The organism is Klebsiella sp. C283, from assembly GCF_048822555.1.
Classification (GTDB): Bacteria; Pseudomonadota; Gammaproteobacteria; order Enterobacterales; family Enterobacteriaceae; genus Klebsiella; species Klebsiella quasipneumoniae.
In genome coordinates this window covers 274,503-293,449 of sequence record NZ_JBMEZS010000002.1, presented here as the reverse complement: position 1 = coordinate 293,449, position 18,947 = coordinate 274,503, and the positions used below count along the sequence as shown (strand labels likewise).

The 18,947-nt window shown below is 61.7% G+C and carries 16 protein-coding genes and 1 riboswitch; of the genes, 7 read left to right on the top strand and 9 right to left on the bottom strand.

What is annotated here, in order from left to right:
* Nucleotides 1-17: 17 nt before the first annotated feature.
* Nucleotides 18-899: a LysR family transcriptional regulator gene (locus tag ACOI7Z_RS04445; RefSeq protein ID WP_087848785.1), complete on the top strand. Its 882-nt coding sequence runs from the start codon at nucleotides 18-20 to the stop codon at nucleotides 897-899.
* An 8-nt stretch (nucleotides 900-907) separates the two neighbouring features.
* Here the strand turns inward: ACOI7Z_RS04445 and ACOI7Z_RS04440 are convergent, their stop codons facing one another.
* A complete protein-coding gene (locus ACOI7Z_RS04440; protein WP_087848786.1) occupies nucleotides 908-2,314 on the bottom strand; it encodes an MFS transporter in 1,407 nt (468 codons plus the stop codon).
* A gap of 590 nt (nucleotides 2,315-2,904) precedes the next feature.
* On the opposite strand from ACOI7Z_RS04440, the gene ACOI7Z_RS04435 reads away from it, so the two are divergent.
* Both ACOI7Z_RS04435 and zapE read left to right on the top strand, forming a co-directional pair.
* Nucleotides 2,905-3,585 (top strand): MgtC family protein, encoded by a 681-nt coding sequence (locus tag ACOI7Z_RS04435; protein ID WP_032452970.1) that lies wholly within the window; start codon nucleotides 2,905-2,907, stop codon nucleotides 3,583-3,585.
* Between the two features lie 96 nt (nucleotides 3,586-3,681).
* Nucleotides 3,682-4,743 (top strand): cell division protein ZapE, encoded by a 1,062-nt coding sequence (zapE, locus tag ACOI7Z_RS04430; RefSeq protein ID WP_087848787.1) that lies wholly within the window; start codon nucleotides 3,682-3,684, stop codon nucleotides 4,741-4,743.
* A gap of 33 nt (nucleotides 4,744-4,776) precedes the next feature.
* Here the strand turns inward: zapE and katG are convergent, their stop codons facing one another.
* A complete protein-coding gene (katG, locus tag ACOI7Z_RS04425; protein ID WP_044523422.1) occupies nucleotides 4,777-6,954 on the bottom strand; it encodes a catalase/peroxidase HPI in 2,178 nt (725 codons plus the stop codon).
* A gap of 343 nt (nucleotides 6,955-7,297) precedes the next feature.
* Nucleotides 7,298-7,377: riboswitch (ZMP/ZTP riboswitch) on the top strand.
* Nucleotides 7,378-7,394: 17 nt separating this feature from the next.
* Here katG and ACOI7Z_RS04420 point away from each other — a divergent pair.
* The 3 genes from ACOI7Z_RS04420 to ACOI7Z_RS04410 all read left to right on the top strand — a co-directional run bounded on the left by ACOI7Z_RS04420 (nucleotide 7,395) and on the right by ACOI7Z_RS04410 (nucleotide 11,006).
* On the top strand, nucleotides 7,395-8,027 hold the full coding sequence (locus ACOI7Z_RS04420; protein WP_087848788.1) for a LysE family translocator: 633 nt from the start codon (nucleotides 7,395-7,397) through the stop codon (nucleotides 8,025-8,027).
* A 221-nt stretch (nucleotides 8,028-8,248) separates the two neighbouring features.
* Nucleotides 8,249-10,159, top strand: coding sequence for a penicillin-binding protein 2 (gene mrdA / locus ACOI7Z_RS04415; protein WP_170927815.1), 1,911 nt, complete (start codon nucleotides 8,249-8,251; stop codon nucleotides 10,157-10,159).
* 109 nt (nucleotides 10,160-10,268) lie between these two features.
* The gene (locus tag ACOI7Z_RS04410) at nucleotides 10,269-11,006 is read left to right on the top strand and encodes a glutamine amidotransferase (protein WP_087848790.1); all 738 of its coding nucleotides are present in this window, start codon (nucleotides 10,269-10,271) and stop codon (nucleotides 11,004-11,006) included.
* Here ACOI7Z_RS04410 and pqqF read toward each other — a convergent pair.
* The 7 genes from pqqF to ACOI7Z_RS04375 form a co-directional block, all read right to left on the bottom strand.
* Nucleotides 11,003-13,288 carry a pyrroloquinoline quinone biosynthesis protein PqqF gene (gene pqqF / locus ACOI7Z_RS04405; RefSeq protein ID WP_087848791.1) on the bottom strand — a complete coding sequence of 762 codons (2,286 nt, stop codon included), beginning with the start codon at nucleotides 13,286-13,288 and terminating at the stop codon, nucleotides 11,003-11,005. The two genes, ACOI7Z_RS04410 and pqqF, sit on opposite strands and share 4 nt — an antisense overlap.
* Complete coding sequence (gene pqqE, locus ACOI7Z_RS04400; protein WP_087777050.1) at nucleotides 13,288-14,430, bottom strand: pyrroloquinoline quinone biosynthesis protein PqqE; 1,143 nt, start codon at nucleotides 14,428-14,430, stop codon at nucleotides 13,288-13,290. Before pqqE ends, pqqF begins: the two co-directional genes overlap by 1 nt.
* Entirely contained in the window at nucleotides 14,417-14,695 is a 279-nt protein-coding gene (gene pqqD / locus ACOI7Z_RS04395) for a pyrroloquinoline quinone biosynthesis peptide chaperone PqqD (protein WP_065883639.1), read from the bottom strand. Before pqqD ends, pqqE begins: the two co-directional genes overlap by 14 nt.
* Nucleotides 14,696-14,697: 2 nt before the next feature.
* Nucleotides 14,698-15,453 carry a pyrroloquinoline-quinone synthase PqqC gene (pqqC, locus tag ACOI7Z_RS04390; protein WP_023289796.1) on the bottom strand — a complete coding sequence of 252 codons (756 nt, stop codon included), beginning with the start codon at nucleotides 15,451-15,453 and terminating at the stop codon, nucleotides 14,698-14,700.
* On the bottom strand, nucleotides 15,447-16,373 hold the full coding sequence (pqqB, locus tag ACOI7Z_RS04385) for a pyrroloquinoline quinone biosynthesis protein PqqB (RefSeq protein WP_087848792.1): 927 nt from the start codon (nucleotides 16,371-16,373) through the stop codon (nucleotides 15,447-15,449). Before pqqB ends, pqqC begins: the two co-directional genes overlap by 7 nt.
* A 54-nt stretch (nucleotides 16,374-16,427) precedes the next feature.
* The gene (gene pqqA, locus ACOI7Z_RS04380; RefSeq protein WP_002905689.1) at nucleotides 16,428-16,499 is read right to left on the bottom strand and encodes a pyrroloquinoline quinone precursor peptide PqqA; all 72 of its coding nucleotides are present in this window, start codon (nucleotides 16,497-16,499) and stop codon (nucleotides 16,428-16,430) included.
* A 136-nt stretch (nucleotides 16,500-16,635) separates the two neighbouring features.
* Nucleotides 16,636-17,655 carry a dipeptidase gene (locus ACOI7Z_RS04375; protein ID WP_087848793.1) on the bottom strand — a complete coding sequence of 340 codons (1,020 nt, stop codon included), beginning with the start codon at nucleotides 17,653-17,655 and terminating at the stop codon, nucleotides 16,636-16,638.
* 242 nt (nucleotides 17,656-17,897) lie between these two features.
* Between ACOI7Z_RS04375 and ACOI7Z_RS04370 the strand changes: the two genes are divergently transcribed.
* On the top strand, nucleotides 17,898-18,890 hold the full coding sequence (locus tag ACOI7Z_RS04370) for an alpha/beta fold hydrolase (RefSeq protein ID WP_023289793.1): 993 nt from the start codon (nucleotides 17,898-17,900) through the stop codon (nucleotides 18,888-18,890).
* Nucleotides 18,891-18,947 lie beyond the last annotated feature (57 nt).

Below are 18,947 nucleotides of genomic sequence, written 5' to 3'. Positions count from 1 at the left end.
TTCAAACGGGAAAAAGAATGGATATTAAGCAACTCAAATATTTGATCGCGCTCGATCAGACGCGCCATTTTGGCCAGGCGGCGGCAGCCTGCCATATTACCCAGCCGACCCTCTCCATGCGCATTCGTAATCTGGAAGAGGAGCTGAACCTGACCCTTATCCAGCGCGGCCAGCGCTTCGAGGGTTTTACCCCGGAGGGGGAGCGGATCCTGGCCTGGGCGCGGGCGGTGCTGGCCGCCCATGACGGTCTGGCGGCGGAGGCGGCCATTTGTCGCGGACAGATGGTCGGTCAGCTACGGGTTGGCATGGTGCCGCTGGCGAGCCTCAATCCGATGCAGCTGATTAAACCTCTCGCGGAGAAATACCCGGCGCTGCAGTTCAGCCTGCTGTCAATGACCTCGGAGCAGATTATCGATGGCGTCAGCCGCAACCAGCTGGACCTGGGGATCTGTTACCTGCAGCATCTGGATGAACGTCTGTTTAAGATCGCCCGGCTGCCGCAAACCCGTATGGGACTGTTGCACGATAAACGCCATTTCGACTTCAGCGACGGGACGCCGGGGTGGGATACGCTGGCGACGCTGCCCCTTGGCTTTCTGACCAAGGGAATGTACTACCGGGAATCCATTGAAATCAGCTTTAAGGCCAAAGGGCTAACGCCGAAGTCTGTCTTTGAAAGCGATTCGACGTTTCAGATTATCCAGGCGGTGCAGGCGGGGATCTGCTGCGCCATTATGCCGCTTAACAACGGCCTCGAAGCGCTGAGCGATAATCTTGAAATTCTGCCGATCGCCGAAACCCAGGTCGATTCGCAGCTGGCGCTGATTATGCGCCAGCAGGAGCCGGTCTCGTCCCTGGCGGAAAAATGCTTCGCCGAGGCGCAGGGGATTTTTGGCTGAGGCCAGCCTCAGATATTCTCCAGTCGAATGCCCCGGGTTCTCGGGCCGAAGATCCCCACCGACAGCATCACCATCAGCATACTGACGACGATAAAGCTAATCACCCCCGGCGTGCCGGCATATTGCAGAATAATGCCGATCAGGATGCTGGTCACCGCGGTCGAGAGACGACTGAACGAGTAGCAGAAGCCGACGGCGCGGGCGCGAATATGGGTCGGGAAGACCTCGGCCTGGTAGGCGTGGTAGCTGATGGTCAGCCAGGCGTTGGACCAGGTGATCATAAACCCGCAGATCACCAGCAGGATAGGACTGTTCTGCAGGGCAAACAGGGTGCCGAAGATGACGGTCATCAGCGCGGAGAGAACGATCTGCCACTTGTTCTCAAAGCGATGCACGAAGCGGGTGCAGAACAGACAGCCCAGCGGATAGGCGAGGGTGATAAAGAAGGCGTACAGCAGACTGTGGGTAATGCTGGCGCCCTGACCGGAGAGCAATGCCGGCAGCCAGTTGCCAAAGCCGAAGAAACCGATCGCCTGGAAGAAATTCATCACCATCAGCATCAGGGTGCGCTGCCGATACTGCGGCGCCCAGATTTCGCGGAAGGTGCCGCGTTTGACGACGCTCTCCGCCGCCTGCGCATGCTTCGGCGACGGCGTCAGGCCGCAGCGGGCTTCCATCGCGCACATCACCGCATGCGCCTCATCATGCCGCCCTTTGGTTTCCAGCCAGCGGGCTGACTCCGGCAGTTTTTTGCGGATAAACCAGATCGCCAGCGAGAACAGCGCGCCGAAGATGATCACCCAGCGCCAGCCGCTGAGGCCGAAGAGGGTGGTTGGCACCAATATCCAGGACATCAGCGCCACCGCCGGAACCGACAGAAACTGGATAAAGAAGGCAAAGGCGAAGGCTTTATTGCGCAGGTGGGTAGGGACCCATTCGCTGAGGTAAGTGTCAATGGTCACCAGCTCAATGCCGAGGCCGATTCCCACCATAAAGCGGAAGAAGATCACCCCTTCCGCGCTGCTCTGGGTCGCCATCAGCAGCGAGAAAAAGCCGTACCAGGCGAGCGCCACCATAAAGGTCAGCCGGCGTCCCAGCTTGTCCGCCAGCGGCGCCAGCAGGCTCGCGCCGATAAACAGCCCCATAAAGGTGGCGGAGGCAAAGGCCGCCTGATCGGCGATGCCAAAGATCCCCGCCGCGCCGGTGTGGAAAATACCCTCCGCCAGCAGGCCCGCACTAATGTACCCGGTCTGGAACAAGTCATAGAGCTCGAAGAAGCCGCCGAGGGAGAGCAGGGTGATAAACGACCATAACCCGAAGGAGGCGGGCAGCGCGTCAATGCGTCCGGTTAAGCTGGCGTGCGGTTGTCCTGGCGAAGCATAGGGCGTTTCGCCGAGAACCTGGGTGGTAGACATGGTGTTGTGTTCCTCAGGAAGAATGGTTTGCCTGCTAATGTTAAGTGATTGTTAATAGTTTTAAATTTTTAATCTTCAGCGTTAACGGCAATCTTTAGCGCAAGATCGTGCCGGACAGGAGGAAAGTTGAGATTTATGCTGCTTTTCGCCGCACGCCAGGGGAAGAATTGAAGTAAATCACCGTGGGCGGCAATGTTCCCCGCCTGGCGTTATCGCGCTGCCCAGGGCCCGAACCAGACAAAGTAAACGAATCCTCACCGGCGGCGTTTTCCCGCTTTACCCGCTATTACGCCGGGCTATAATGTGCCCACTTTCATACAGGAGTCATGCGTTGGACAGTCATCCTTATTGTTTTTCTCCGGCAAGCTAACGCGACTGTTTTCGCTGCTTGCCGAACCGGCGGGCAGCAATCTTTGATTACCGGATTGCCTCCCTTAATGTAGTGATTCGCGACCGTACGCGAGAGGCACCGTTATGTTTCTGTTTCCCACCAGCTTATTTCCTCCACCATCACCCGCCCGCTAATTGCCCGGCGCGGCTGAGCGCGACATCAATAATTTTTGGCTTTCTGTTATCTGGAGGAAGGCGCGATGGTATTTCCTTATATGACACATTTACTCGCGGCGATGCTGCTGGGAGCGCTGATCGGCGCGGAAAGACAGTGGCGGCAACGTATGGCCGGCTTGCGGACCAATGCGCTGGTGGCCACCGGCGCGGCGGTGTTTATTCTTAGCGCGATGTCGGCGTCGCCGGACAGCCCCGGGCGCATTGCGGCGCAGATCGTCTCCGGTATCGGCTTCCTTGGGGCAGGAGTGATCATGCGCGATGGCATGAACGTTCGCGGCCTCAATACCGCCGCCACCCTGTGGTGCTCGGCCGGTATCGGTGTCCTCTGCGGCCTGGGACAGTTCTGGAACGCGACGGCGGCGACGCTGATTATTCTGTGCGCTAATATCCTGCTCCGCGAAGCGGCGCAGCGCATTCATGCCTTGCCGGGCGCCGGAGACGAAGAGAAACGCTATATCTTGCGCGTCACCTGTTTACGCGAGCATGAAAAGGCCGTGCGTCAGCTGCTGCTGAATATTGCTCAGCAGCAGAGGTTCACCCTGCAGGGGCTGCAGTCGGCGGCGGCAGATACGGCGGATCAGCTGGAGATTTGCGCGGAGCTGATTAGCCATAAGCAGCATCACAAAACGCTGGCGCAGATTATGGCGCAGGTGGCCGGCCAGCAGAACGTCACCTCGGTACACTGGCGCGTCGGAGAAGCGTAGAGACAGGCGGCGGGGCAGCAGACATGGCCGCTCGCCGCGCGATTCGCCAACCCGCGGGAAAGCGGCTAGAATGGCCTCCTGCCGGAGGTTATAAGAATGTTAAATAATGGATGTGTGTCGTCGGGATCTGGCCAGACTATGACGACGGCTGATTTTCGCTTTACCCGCGTGATGGCCGAGCAGGCGGCGCGTGCCCGTCTGACGCTGGACGACGATCAGCTGTCGCTCATCGCCCGCCTCGACGCCCTGGGCCAGCAGCTGCTGTCCGCGCCCGGCACGCCGCAGGGACTGTACGTTTGGGGACGCACCGGGCGAGGGAAAAGCTTTATTCTCGACCACTTTTTTGCCAGCCTGCCGCTCGCCGCCAGGCGTCGGGTCCATTTTCATCACTTCTTCCGCGAACTGCATCAGCGGCTGAATGCCCCCGGCGCGCCCGGCCTGCAGGCGGTGATGATGCAGATGACCTCCGGCTGCCGCCTGCTGTGCTTTGACGAATTTCATCTTCACGACCCCGGTGACGCCATGCTGATGAAGGCGCTGCTGGAACACCTTTTTCAACGGGGCATCGTGCTGCTGGCAACCTCTAACTACCCGCCGGAGATGCTGCTGCCTAATCCGCTGTATCACGATCGCTTTTTACCGTCGATCGCGCTGATCCGCGCCCATCTGGCGGTCGTCGCGCTTAACGGCGAGGAGGATTATCGCGAACGGCACCTGAGCCAGGATAACGCCTTCTGCAGCGGGCGGCTATGGGTTAACCCGAGCGAACAACAGCGTCAGCTGTACGATCTGCCCTCGCTGCCTGCCGAACCGGTTCCGCTGGCGGTAGGCTATCGCACGCTGCAGGCGGCCGCGGCGTCACCCGACTTGCTCCATTTCTCTTTTGCCCAGCTCTGCCAGGCCGCCACGGCGGTGATGGACTATCTGTCGCTCAGCGAACGTTATGCCGTCTGGTTGCTGGACGAGGTGCCGCCGCTGGCCACGGTAGGGCCGGCGGCCCAGCAGCGCTTTATCAACGTGATTGATGTGCTGTATGAAAAGCAGATCCGCCTGCTGCTGGTGACCCGCTGCGACCTGGAGACGCTGGTGGCCGGGGTGGAACTGGAGGATATTCAGCGAACGCGGAGCCGCCTGCAACAGCTGCCGCGGGCGGTATAAAAAAACGCCCCGGCGGGTGCCGGGGCGAGGGGATTACAGATCGAAACGGTCGAGGTTCATGACCTTGGTCCAGGCGGCGACAAAGTCATGCACCAGCTTCTGCTGCCCGTCGGCGCAGGCGTAGACTTCCGCCAGCGCGCGCAGGACCGAGTTGGAGCCAAACACCAGATCCACGCGGGTGGCGCTGTACTTCGCTTCGCCGGTTTTACGGTCGCTGCCGGTAAACAGCTCCGCCCGATCATCGGCCGCTTTCCAGACGGTGGCCATATCCAGCAGGTTGACGAAGAAGTCATTGCTGAGCACGCCGACGCGGTCGGTAAACACCCCGTGTTTGCTGCCGTCGTAGTTGGCGCCCAGCACGCGCAGTCCACCCACCAGAACCGTCATCTCCGGAGCGGTTAAGGTCAGCTGCTGCGCTTTGTCGATCAGCAGCGTTTCCGTCGACACACCGCCCTCGATGCGACGGTAGTTGCGGAAGCCATCCGCCAGCGGCTGCAGCAGGTCAAACGACTCGACGTCGGTCTGCTCAGGCAGGGCGTCGACGCGGCCTGGAGTAAACGGCACGTTGACGCTGACGCCGGCCGCCGCCGCAGCCTGCTCAACGCCGACCACGCCAGCCAGCACGATGATATCGGCCAGCGACGCTTTGCCGGAGGCGCGCTGGATCGCCTGCAGGGTCGGCAGCACCCGACTGGCGATAGCATTGACCGGCCAGTCTTTCTGCGGGGCCAGCGCCAGACGCGCGCCGTTGGCGCCGCCGCGCTTATCACCGCCGCGGAAGGTGGAGGCGGAGGCCCAGGCGACCGACACCAGCTCACTCACCGACAGGCCGGCGCCAGCGATGGCGGTTTTCAGGCTGGCGATGTCGTCCGCGCTCGGCTGATGGGTCGCCGCCGGCAGCGGATCCTGCCAAATGAGATCTTCTTTCGGCACTTCCGGCCCGAGGTAACGGGATTTTGGCCCCATATCGCGGTGGGTCAGCTTGAACCACGCCCGGGCGAACGCCTCGTTAAAGGCCTGCGGATCGTTGAGGAAGCGACGGGAGATCTTCTCAAACTCCGGGTCGAAGCGCAGGGTCAGGTCGGTGACCAGCATGGTCGGTTTGCGCTTTTTACCCGGGTTAAACGGATCCGGGATAATTTCCGGCGCGTCTTTGGCTTCGAACTGGATAGCGCCCGCCGGGCTGCGGGTCTGCACCCATTCGTATTTGAACAGGTTCTCGAAAAAGTAGTTGCTCCACTGGGTGGGCGTCTGCGTCCAGACCACTTCCAGACCGGAGGTGATGGCATCCGCGCCTGCGCCGCTGCCGTAGCTGGAGTGCCAGCCCAGACCCTGAGCTTCCAGCGGGGCGGCTTCCGGCTCGGCGCCGACGTGGCTGGTCTCGGCTGCGCCGTGGGTTTTACCCAGGGTGTGGCCGCCGGCGATCAGCGCGACAATCTCTTCATCGTCCATCGCCATATTGCCGAAGGTGGCGCGAATGGCCGCCGCGGCGGACAGCGGCTCGCCGCTGGCGTTAGGGCCTTCCGGGTTAACGTAGATCAGCCCCATTTCGGTGGCGCCGATGGCCTGTTTCGCCAGGCTTTCCGGGTGACGGTGGGCCAGCCACTCTTTCTCATCGCCCCAGTCGACGTCCAGATCCGGTTCCCAGACATCTTCACGACCGGCGCCAAAGCCAAAGGTGCGGAAGCCGGCGTTTTCCAGCGCAACGTTACCCGCCAGCATGTAAAGATCGGCCCAGGAGATTTTCTGGCCATATTTCTGTTTCACCGGCCACAGCAGACGGCGGGCTTTATCGAGGCTGACGTTATCAGGCCAGGAGTTCAGCGGCGCAAAGCGCTGCTGTCCACGACCCGCGCCGCCGCGACCGTCAACGGTGCGGTAGGTGCCGGCGCCGTGCCAGGCCATACGAATAAACAGACCGATATAGCTGCCCCAGTCTGCCGGCCACCACTCTTGCGAATCGGTCAGCAGCGCTCTGAGGTCAGCCTTCAGCGCGGAGTAATCGAGCTTTTTAAACTCTTCCCTGTAGTTAAAATCCTCACCCAACGGGTTGGAACGACTGGAGTGCTGGTTCAACAGATCGACACGTAGCTGGTTAGGCCACCAGTCGCGGTTGCCGGTGCCGCTGCCGGCGCTCTGCTTGGGCGTCTCGGCGTGGAAAGGGCACTTTCCGGCGGATGCGTTGTTGGATGGGTCGTTAGACGTGCTCATATCAGGCTCCGTTTGCTTTTGTGAATGCCGTTACGATATACACTGCTACCAATAAGCGATATTTGAATGAGTCTACGGATTTAATAGCTAATTCCGTTCAACGAAGGGCGAAACACCCTCTTATATGCCCTGGCGGATCCAGGGGTAAAAAATAAACCTCATCATTAACCATAGTCGTAACGAGACGGCAAAGGAAACGATCTGTGTCAAACGGGTAGAAGGAATGCTAATTGTTTGAGATATGACAATTTTACTATGAGAAAAGGATGAGGGTTTTCCGCTGCGCGAGCGTAACGAATGCCCGACGCAGGGGTTGTTGGCAGACACAGAATAAGCTAATACTTAGACACCATGTGACTGGCGCTAAAGACAGAATACTGTTGGGGAGCATGGTCAACGTCGCCGCGCGCCTGGGCATTACCGCTATCTGGAGATAAGTTATGCCTGAATTAGCTTCTGTAATGGCCTTTGCCGCGGTGGCGCTGGGGTTAGTGTTAACCCCTGGCCCCAATATGATGTATCTCACTTCGCGTTCGATTTGCCAGGGAAAACGCGCTGGCTTTATCTCCCTTGCCGGGGTGGCCGTGGGTTTTTTCTTCTATATGTTGTGTGCCGCTTTCGGCATTACCGCGTTGGTTTTCGCGGTCCCTTATGCCTACGATGCATTGCGTTTGTGCGGGGTCGCTTATTTGCTCTATCTGGCGTGGCAGGCGATTAAACCGGGAGGGCGGCCGATATTCGCGGTGCGCGACTTACCCGCCGACAGTGGGCGTAAGCTGTTTCTGATGGGATTTATCACCAGCCTGGCGAACCCCAAAGTTGCCATCCTGTATTTGTCCCTGCTGCCGCAATTTATCACCCCCGGACTCGGCAGCGTGCTCAGCCAGTCGTTAATATTAGGCTGTACCCAGGTATTAATCAGCGTGGCGGTGAACGGCCTGATTATCTTGCTGGCCGGGCAGGTGGCGCTTTTTCTTGGTCGGCGGCCGGGCTGGCAACAATTTCAACGCTGGCTGATGGCGACGGTACTGGCCGGGATGGCGGTTAAGATCGCTTTTGAGGCCAGAAAATAACCGGGTTTACCGGGGAAAGGGGAGCCAGCGAGACCTGTCGCTGGCCAACCTCGCGCCCTGATGCCTTTCTCTCACTGCGCAAGGCTCTCCACGCTCTAACATGCTGATACATTTCTGCCAGATCATTAGCAACCTTTCAGTAGGGCTAACGCCGCGATAAGGCTATGCTTCCCGGCCGTTACGCCGTTGGTTTTTCCCGTGATCCAGGTGATGTACCGCTAATGCCCCTTTTGAGAGATGAAATTCGCGACCACTCCGCGGAAGAGATGCTGTTTATCCGCCGGGCCGCAATCGCCTTTCTGCTGGTGGTGGTCTGCTTTGGCGTGCTGATTTTCAACCTCTACCATCTGCAGGTGGAGCAGCACGATTTCTACCAGACCCGCTCCAACCAAAACGATATCAAAATGCTGCCCATCGCCCCCAGCCGCGGGCTGATATTCGATCGCAACGGCATTCCGCTGGTGCAGAATATTACCCTGTATCGCCTGCAGGTGATCCCGAGCAAAATTCCCGATATGGCCGCGCTGCTGCAAAGCCTGACGCCGATTGTCGACCTGACGCCGGATGACATCGCCAGTTTCCGCGACGATATGCACCACAGCAGCCGCTATAAAGCGGTTACCCTCAAGTCCGACCTCAGCGACGTGGAGGTGGCCCGCTTCGCGGTCAACGAATTCCGTTTCCCCGGGGTGACGGTGGAGAGCTACCAGCAGCGTGAATACCCCTACGGCGCAGAGCTGGCGCACGTGGTGGGCTATGTGTCGAAAATCAACGACAGCGACCTGCAGCGGCTGGCGAAAGACGGTGAAGAGGAGAACTATGCTGCCGACCACAATATCGGCAAGCAGGGGATCGAAGGCTATTACGAAAAAGCGCTCCACGGCACCACCGGCTACCAGGAGGTGGAGGTGGATAACCACGGCCGGGTGGTACGTCTGCTGAAAGAGGTACCGCCGGTGGCCGGGAAAAACCTCTACCTGACCCTTGACCTGCACCTGCAGCAGTATATCGAGTCGGTGCTGAAGGGGCAGCGCGCGGCGGTGGTGGTGGTCGATCCTCGTGATGGCGGGGTACTGGCGATGGTCTCCAGCCCCAGCTACGATCCTAACCCGTTCGTCAAAGGCATCGGCTATCAGGCCTATAAATCGCTGCTGGATAACCCCGACCGACCGTTAATCAACCGTGTCACCCAGGGGCTGTATCCCCCGGCCTCGACGGTGAAGCCCTATATGGCGCTCTCGGCGCTCTCCGCGGGCGTGATCACGCCGAATACCACCTTCTTCGGGGCGCCGACGTGGACGCTGCCGGGCACGCAACGCCGCTATCGCGACTGGCTGAAAACCGGCCACGGCATGCTCAACGTCACCAAAGCCATTGAAGAGTCTGCAGACACCTTTTTCTACCAGGTGGCCTTCGAGATGGGTATCGACCGGATCCATGAGTGGCTGAGCAAGTTCGGCTACGGCCAGTCTACCGGCATCGATCTCAATGAGGAGTATGCCGGGGTGCTGCCGAGCCGGGCGTGGAAGCAGCGGGTGCATAAAAAGCCCTGGTATCAGGGGGATACCATCTCCGTCGGCATCGGCCAGGGATACTGGATCGCCACTCCCATCCAGATGGTGAAAGCGCTCACCACGCTGCTGAACAACGGCAAGGTGCAGGATCCGCATCTGCTCTATTCGATGAAGCAGGGCAATCATGTGGAACGTTATCAGCAGCCGGCGAACCTGCCGCAGGTCGGCGATCCGAAATCCCCGTACTGGGGCATTGTGCGCAACGGCATGTATGGGATGGCGAATCTGCCCAACGGCACCGGCTATAAACTGTTCCACACGGCGCCGTATCAGATTGCGGCAAAGTCCGGGACCTCGCAGGTGTTCAGTCTGAAGCAAAACCAGACCTATAACGCCAAAATGATCCCGGTGCGTCTGCGCGACCACATTTTCTATACCCTGTTTGCCCCTTATCAGCATCCGAAGGTGGCGATGGCGCTGATCCTGGAGAACGGCGGCGGGGACGGAGTGGTGGCCGGACCGACGGCGCGCGCCATCCTGGACCATATTTTTGTCCCGCAGCAGGCGCCGGCGGCGGCCACCGACGTGCCGCAGCGGGAGAGCGCGGACGCCCAGTAAGCGGCAGGATTTATTCCGCAGGCGCATCGTTCATAGAAATTGGTTATTTGTCCCCTTATCTTCCCGGCGGCATAGTATTTTTAAGGAACATGACGAGTGAGGAGGAAGGGTGACACGTAACCGATTATTGCTGGTTCAGACCGGGACGCCCCCGGCAGCCATTCGCGAGGAGCATGGCGATCTGCCGCGCTGGTTCCGCACGCTGTTGGCGCCGTGGCAGGCGCAGCTCACCGCGGTACGGGTGTTTGAGGACGAGCCGCTGCCGGCGCCGGATCGCCAGACGGTGGCAGTGCTGACCGGCTCCTGGGCGATGGTTTCCGACCGCCTGGCGTGGAGTGAACGGACCGCCGACTGGATCCGTCAGGCGGTGGCTATCGGCATGCCGCTGTTCGGCGTTTGCTATGGCCATCAGCTGATGGCTCATGCCCTGGGTGGCGAGGTGGCGTATCATCCAGCCGGACGGGAAAGCGGCAGCCAAACCGTTTCGCTATCGCCGTGGGGTGTCGACGACCCGCTGCTCCGGGACCTGCCGGCCGCCTTTCCCGCGCATCTGAGCCATATGCAAACCATTACCCGCCTGCCGGAGGGGGCCACGGTGCTGGCCGCGTCCGCTCACGACCCCCACCAGATCGTGCGCTACGGGCCGCACGCGGTCTCCACGCAGTTTCACCCGGAGTTCACCGCGCCGATTGCCCGCGCGCTGATCCGCTACCGGGAGGCGGTGCTGCAGGCAGAGGGCATCGACCCGCAGCGGTTATACGATGAGGTGCAGGAGAGCCCGCAGGCCGCGGCAATTCTCACGCGCTTCGTCAGCGCCTTTCTGCCCCCTGATGCACCCGGCCATTAATCCCCTGCAGTGAATAGCACCCGCCAGCGGCGACGCCGGCGGGACATCTCGTGGGCCAGGTCGACGACCGCTTCGACGCGCAGCGCGTCAGCCGCCTGCGCCGTCAGCTCCGGTAAAGCATACTTCTGACGCAGGGCGACCAGCGCCTGCGCCTCGGGAGGCGTCCGGGCGCGGACCTGTGCGGCCAGGCGCTGCTGTAGCGGCCTGAAGGCCGCCTCATCCAGCGGCGGCAGCTGGCGCAGAAAGGTTTTGCAACAGCGCAACAGTTCCACGGCGCGGCGATCCGGGGACTGGAGCGCCATCAGCAGCCCGTCGCGATCGGCGACGCGCTGATAGCGGCAGCTCACCACATAGCCAATCTGCTGCTCTACCCGCAGGCGCTGGAAGAAGAGCGGTTCGTAGCGCTGCGCCAGCACCCGCAGAGCCGCCAGCGAGGCGCCATCCGGCAGCGGAATAAAGACCAGCAGCGCCGTATCGCCCCCGGGGAAAGCCAGCCGTTCGACGCCGCGCCGGCAGGGGCCGGGGAGGCTGCCCGGCGGGTTGACCGGGACGGTAAGCAGGCTCAGCTGGCGCGCGACCCACCGCGCATCCTCCGCGCTGCCGCCGGCCAGGGCCGCCAGCCAACCTGCCTGATGCTCTGATGTGACCAACCGTTCGGGGAGCTGGGCCATGAGATGACGGATAGCAATACTCTCCGGCGGCGGGGTAAGCGGGTCGGCCGGGAGCGCGAGCTGCCGCACGATGGCCTGCAGAATAGCCTCCGGCCGCCGGCCGGCAGCTGGCAACTGCAGGAGCAGCTGCCAGCTGCCGTCGAAGCGATGCCACTCGCCGTGGCCCCCGGCGTGGCGCAGCGCGGCGAGCAGCGGGCGCAGCTGTTCCCCGCGCGCCAGCCCCTCGGCCTGAGTGGGCGAGCAGGAGAAGGGCGGTCGGAGCAGGAGCCTCGGCGGCTCTCCCGGTAACGGGAGGTGGAGCAGCGGCGCGGCTTGCGCCGGGCTTTCGGCCACGAGGCCGCCAGCGGCTTGCGGATAAAAAGCGAATTTCAGCGCCGGGGCAGTGACCGGGCGGCGGCGCCAGCGGCTGAGCGGCAGGCTAAAGCCCTGGGTGGCAACAGGCTCCCCTGGGGAAAGGGTCTCGCAGGCCAGGCTGACCGTAGGGGCGGCTTGCAGGGCGGCGCAAAAATCGGCGAACCCGACGGGCGGCGCGCCGGGGGCAAAGCCGAATGCCCGCTGGCGCAGCTGATCGAGGGGCGACAGCGCCTGAAAATGGCGCCGGGAGAGCTGATAGTAGTGTTGCTGCTGGTCTGGCGTCGTCCGCTGTAGCGCCTGCAGCCAGTGGGTTATCTGCCGGTCGACCTGTTCCGGCTGGTCGCTGGCGAAGACCAGCGCCAGCCAGCCGAGGTGCCGATCCTGATACAGCCAGTTCAGCGCTACCTCTTGCGCCTGACCACGCTGGCGCAGCCCGGCCATCAGGCTGCCGGGGGCTTCATCGAGCAAAAACTCGCGCAGTAAGGTGACGTTGTCACTTAAGGCGATCAGCGGACAGCGCCACAGGGCGGGCTGGGCGTCGACCGCCAGCTGCAGTTCAGTGGTCTCGTCCAGGCGCAGCGGCGGCGCCGGCGGCGGAGCCTCGCCTGCGGCAAGCCCGGCGGCGAAACGGACCGCCAGTTCGCCGAGCGTCTCCAGCGACTGCGGCCCCTGCAGCCAGAGCTGCATCCGCCGGGCGACGTAATGGGTGTGGTGAAAATCGCGTAAGGCCGTCTGCAGTGCAGGGAGATCGCCCGCCAGCGCGTCGGCGCTGCCTACCTGAAAGCGGCGAAACGCCGCGGGCGCGCTGGCGGCGTGACGAACGGCGGCTTCCCGGCGCGACGGCTCATGCTGCTGGATAAGGCGGTACTCGGCGTCAATCACCGCCACTTCGCGTTGAATATCTTCCCTGAGCAGCCGCGGCGCCTGCAGCATCTCCTGTAGACGCGCGACACCGTCAGCCAGACCATCGGCGGCGGCCTCGAAAAAGAACGCGCTATGGCGGGCCAGGGTGGTGGCATTCACGCTTCCGCCCTGGCGCTGCACCCAGCCCATCAGCCGGTCATCATCCCGGTAGCGCTCACCGCCGTAAAACAACAGGTGTTCCAGCAGGTGCGCCAGCCCGGGGAAGCGCGAGGGTTCGTGGTGGCTGCCGGCGGCGACCCGCGCCAGGGCCGCCGCGCGTTCGGCCTGCGGCTGATGGACCAGGGTGGCCTGCAGGCCGCCCGGCAGCGTGACGGTGCGGGTCGCCAGCGTCATTACAGGTCCCGGGTTTTGTAGATCAGCTGCGAGCTGGCCCGGTTGCGGAACTGCAGCTGGCTGACTTTTATCTCGCTGCAGGCCGCTTCGCGCCGGGCGTCGAGGATTTTGTGATGATGCGGGGATTTGCTGCACACCGGGTCGGCGTTATCGGCGCTGCCGGTCAGCATAAAGGCCTGGCAGCGGCAGCCGCCGAAGTCTTTCTCTTTTTCATCACAGGAGCGGCACGGCTCCGGCATCCAGTCATACCCGCGGTAACGATTGAAGCCGAACGAGTCATACCAGATCGACTCCAGACTCTGCTCCAGCACCGACGGAAACGCCACCGGCAGCTGGCGCGCGCTGTGGCAAGGCAGGGCGGTGCCTTCCGGGGTGACGCTGAGGAAAATCGATCCCCAGCCGCCCATGCAGCCTTTCGGCCGCTCTTCGTAATAGTCCGGGGTGACAAACAGCAGGTTGGTGAGGTTGCCGCTGGCGGCCATTTTCTGCCGGTAGTCGGCGACCACCTGCTCGGCGCGGGCGATCTGCTCCCGGGTCGGCAGTAGCCCCTCGCGATTGAGGAACGCCCAACCGTAGAACTGGCAGGTGGCTAGCTCAACGTCATCCGCTTCCAGCTCAATGCACAGCGCGATAATTTTATCCAGCTGATCGATGTTGTGCCGGTGCAGAACGAAGTTGAGCACCATCGGATAGTCGCGCGCTTTCACCGCTCTGGCCATCGCCAGCTTCTGCTGGAAGGCTTTTTTGTTACCGGCCAGCGCGGCGTTGAGCACTTCATCGCTGGCCTGGAAGCTAATCTGGATATGGTCCAGCCCGGCCTCGCTGAAGGCGTCGAGTTTGCTCTCCGTCAGCCCTATCCCGGAGGTGATCAGGTTGGTATAAAACCCGAGGTCGCGCGCGGCGCGGATCAGCTCCGGCAGATCCTTACGGGTCAGCGGTTCGCCGCCGGAAAAGCCCAGCTGTACGCTGCCCATCGCCCGCGCCTGGCGAAAGACCTCGATCCATTGTTCGGTGGTCAGCTCTTTTTCCTGTTGGGCGAAGTCCAGCGGATTCGAACAGTAGGGGCACTGCAGCGGGCAGCGATAGGTTAGCTCCGCCAGCAGCCACAGTGGCGGATTGACGGCGGGTTTATGCTGGCTCACGGCAGGTGATCCACTTCTGTTGACAGGCTATCTGCAGGAACTCGATGACGTCGTTATCAACGCCCCCGGCTTCCGGGAAGCGGTCGTTGAGCATGGCGATAATCGCCGCGACGTCGCGCCGGCCGTCCACCAGCTCGAGGATCGCCGCGGCGGTCTCATTGAGTTTAGCCATTCCCTCCGGATAGAGGATCACATGGCTCTCCTGGGCGGCTTCCCACTGCAGGCGGTAGCCGCGACGAAAGGCGACGATGGAGGTTTTTTGCATGGTTACACCAGTCGGGTCGTGTGCCAGGCCGCCTTGTCGGTGACCGTATGATAGGGCGGGCGCTGCAGGGCATAGGCCATGGTCATGGCGTCGAGCATCGACCATAAAATGTCGAGCTTAAACTGCAGGATCTCCAGCATCCGGTTCTGTTTTTCAGCGCTGTCGCAGTAGGCCTTCGCCAGCGCCAGGCCATGCTCCACGTCGCGGTTAGCCTGGCTCAGACGGCTGCGGAAGTAAAAATAGCCTTCCTCTTTGATCCACGGATAGTGCTGCGGCCAGCTGTCGAGGCGCGACTGATGGATCTGCGGGGCGAACAGCTCGGTCAGGGAGCTGCAGGCCGCCTCCTGCCAGCAGGCGCGACGGGCGAAGTTAAGATAGGCATCCACCGCGAAGCGCACGCCGGGCAGCACGTGGCGCTCGCTGAGCAGATCGTCGCGACTCAGACCGACCGCTTCCCCCAGCCGCAGCCAGGCTTCAATCCCGCCGTCCTCGCCGTGGCTGCCATCGTGGTCGAGGATCCGCTGCACCCATTTGCGCCGGGTCTGCGCGTCCGGGCAGTTGGCCATGATCGCCGCGTCTTTCAGCGGGATAGTGGTCTGGTAATAAAACCGGTTCGCCACCCAGCCCTGAATTTGCTCGCGGGTCGCGTCGCCGTTATGCATGGCGATGTGGTAAGGGTGGTGAATATGGTAGAAGGCGCCTTTGGCCCGCAGGGCCGCTTCAAAGGCCTGCGGCGACAGCGTGTCGGTGATCAGCATGCGATATCCTGAAGGGTGATAGCCATCCCGTCCCAGCTCACTTCAATCCCCTGCTGCGTCAGCGCCTGACGCTGGGGAGAGTGCTCGTTAAGGATCGGGTTGGTGTTATTGATATGAATAAGAATTTTGCGTTTTGCCGGCAGGGAGGCCAGCAGGGCCATCATCCCGTGCTCATCGCCGAGCGCCAGGTGGCCCATATCGCGGCCGGTATTGCGCCCGACGCCGGCGGCCTGCAGTTCGTCATCCTGCCAGACGGTGCCATCGATCAGCAGACAGTCCGCTTTTTGCAGCCAGGGCAGAATGGACTCATCCGGCTCACCGAGCCCCGGAGCGTAGAACAGCGTCTGCCCGTTGCGGCGGTTTTCGATAAACAGCGCCACGTTATGGCCCGGCAGCGGCCGGTCGCGATACGGCGAATAGGGCGGCGCGTTGCTGGCGATAGGCACCGCGGTAAACCGCAAATCAGGACAGGCGTCAACGGTAAAAGGCTGCTGCGGCGCGATGGGGTGATGCACCAGGCCGCCGTTCCAGTGGCGCAGCATGGTAAACACCGGGAAGCCGGTGGAGAGATCCTCATGGACCTCCGGGGTGCACCACACCTGATGCGGGCAGCCTTCGCGCAGGCTGAGTAACCCGGTAGTGTGGTCGATCTGGCTGTCGGTGAGAATAATGCCGCCGATATGCGTTCCGCGCAGCACGCCGGTTTTATTTAACTCGGGCGTGTGGGCAATCTGCTGGCTGATATCCGGCGAGGCGTTGCACAGCACCCACTCTTGACCGTTATCGCTGACGATGATCGACGACTGGGTGCGGGCGCTAGCCTGGATCGTGCCGTCGCGCAGACCCTGACAGTTGGCGCAGTTGCAGTTCCATTGCGGGAAACCGCCGCCGGCGGCGGAACCGAGGACTTTAATGAACATGAAGACGGACCGGGTAATGAAAAAAGAGGCCCGCGCGAACGGCGGGCGGGGCGATTAGCGGTTAGAAATGTACAGCGTCACTTCCAAACCGAGACGTAAATCGATAAAAGCAGGTTTCTTCCACATGTTTTGTTCCTCTTAAAAATGACGACAGGCCTCACGGATAATGCAGGATCTGTGACGGCCGCCGCATATTGCGCTTCACCGGGAGAGAGATCAACCCGGAATCTGTAAGGAATTAACTTTATGTTTACAATATAACCTATTGTTGCCAAACATTTTTTAATACCCGCAGCCAGTTACGCCACAGCAGCTTATCCAGCACCAATTGATCATAGCCGCTGTCACGCAAGGCATTGATAAGCCGCGGTAAGCCGGCCACATCCCCCAGCGCGTCCGGCAGGGTGACGCCGTCAAAATCCGAGCCAAGGGCCACATGAGACTCACCCATTATGTTAATAAGATAGTCGATATGCCGGATGATGGTGGCGAAGGGCGTGTCGCTATCGCGCCGTCCGTCGGCCCGCAGGAAGGCGTTGCCGAAATTAACGCCCACTACGCCGCCGCTGTCGCCGATCGCCCGCAGTTGCCGATCGGTCAGGTTGCGCGGCTGTGGGCACAGGGCGTGGGCATTGGAGTGGGTGGCCACCAGCGGGGCGGTGGAGTGACGGGCGGTATCCCAAAAGGCCTGTTCATTCATGTGCGAAACATCGATCTGCATCTTCAGGGCGTTGGCCTGGGCGATGAGCGCAATGCCCTCGCCGGTAAGACCCGGCCCGCTGTCCGGACTGCCGGGAAAGGCGCCGGTGACCCCGCAGCCGAAGCGATTGGCGATGTTCCAGAACGGACCAATGCTGCGCACCCCGGCGCGATAAAAGTCCTGCAGGTCTTCGCCCTGGGCGTCGAACCCGCCGGCGCCTTCGATGTGCGCCACCATCGCCAGCGCATTATCCTGACGGCAGCGTTCGATATCCTCCGCGCTCAGGCACAGCCGCGCGCGGCTGGCGTCATGGGCGCAAATCGCCTTGAGGATAGCCAGCTGCTGCCAGAGGATCGTTAATGGGTCCCACGCCTGACTGGCGTACTGGGGCGCCACGCGGGCGATATACTCCTGCGGCGGTACAAAGAGGGCGAACAGGCCGCCGGCCAGACCGCCCTGGCGAATACGCGGATAATCGAGGTGGCCGTTCTCTATCCCGGCAAAGAAAGCGTTCACCGGATCCTCGCGATGGTGAAGCCAGAGATTCAGCAGCAGGTCATTGTGACCATCAAAAATCGCCACAGCGGGCTCCTGGGTTATCAGGTGGTAAAAATGGCTGTCACGGTAGCGGATTTATGCCCGTGGGCAAGCAGAAATTCACAAGCCAGCAACAATTGCCAACATTGATTATGTATCACACTGTATCCCGCGGCGGATCGCTGACATGAAGAGATAAAAACGGCCCCTGTCGGGCACACGGCGGATACAAATTTCCGCTTAACTGGTTACGTACTCTCTTGATGACGATAAAAGGTGACAAAGCGATGAACAGATTATCCTTGATCCGGTATACCAGCGCCGCGGCGCTGGGGTTATCCACCCTGTGGTCCGCTGCCGTTTGCGCCGCTGAAGACGCGGGGGCGTTCGACAAGATCCACCAGATCCACGCCGGCGATCTGAATATTGGCTACGTGGATATCGGCCCGCGCGACGGCCAGCCGGTGATTCTGCTGCACGGCTGGCCCTACGATATTCAGAGCTATGCCCAGGTGGCGCCGGCTTTAGCGCAGAAGGGCTACCGGGTGATTGTGCCGTATCTGCGCGGCTACGGCACCACCCGTTTCCTCTCCGCCAGCACGCCGCGTAACGGTCAGCCGTCGGCGATGGCGGCCGATATTGTCCATCTGATGGATGCCCTGAACATCAGGCAGGCGGATCTGGCCGGCTTTGACTGGGGGGCGCGCACGGCGGATATCGTCGCCGCGCTGTGGCCGCAGCGGGTGAAATCCCTGGTCTCGGTGAGCGGGTATCTGATCAGCAGTCAGCAGATTGGCGAAAAACCGCTGCCGCCGCAGGCGGAGCTGTCGTGGTGGTATCAGTTCTATTTTGCCACTCCGCGCGGGGAAGCCGGTTACCGGCAGAACACCCATGACTTTGCGAAATTTATCTGGCATCAGGCGTCGCCGCAGTGGCCATTCAGCGACGCAACCTTTGCCAAAACCGCCCGGGCGCTGGATAACCCGGACCACGTGGCGATCACCATCAGCAACTACCGCTGGCGCCTGGGGCTGGAGAAGGGAGAAGCGAAGTATGCCAGCTATGAACAACGGCTGGCGGCGCTGCCGCCGATTACGGTGCCCACCATCACTCTGGAAGGGGCGAATAACGGCGCGCCGCATCCGGCTCCCGCCAGCTACCGGGCCAAATTTACCGGTAAATATGAGCACCGGGATCTGCAGGGGCCGGTGGGCCATAACCCGCCGCAGGAGGACCCGACGGCGTTTGTGCAGGCGGTGGTGGACGCCGATCGTTTGTAACCCGCGCCTTGCCGGCGGCGCGACGTTGCGCTTCCGGCAACACAGCTTATGCTTGTG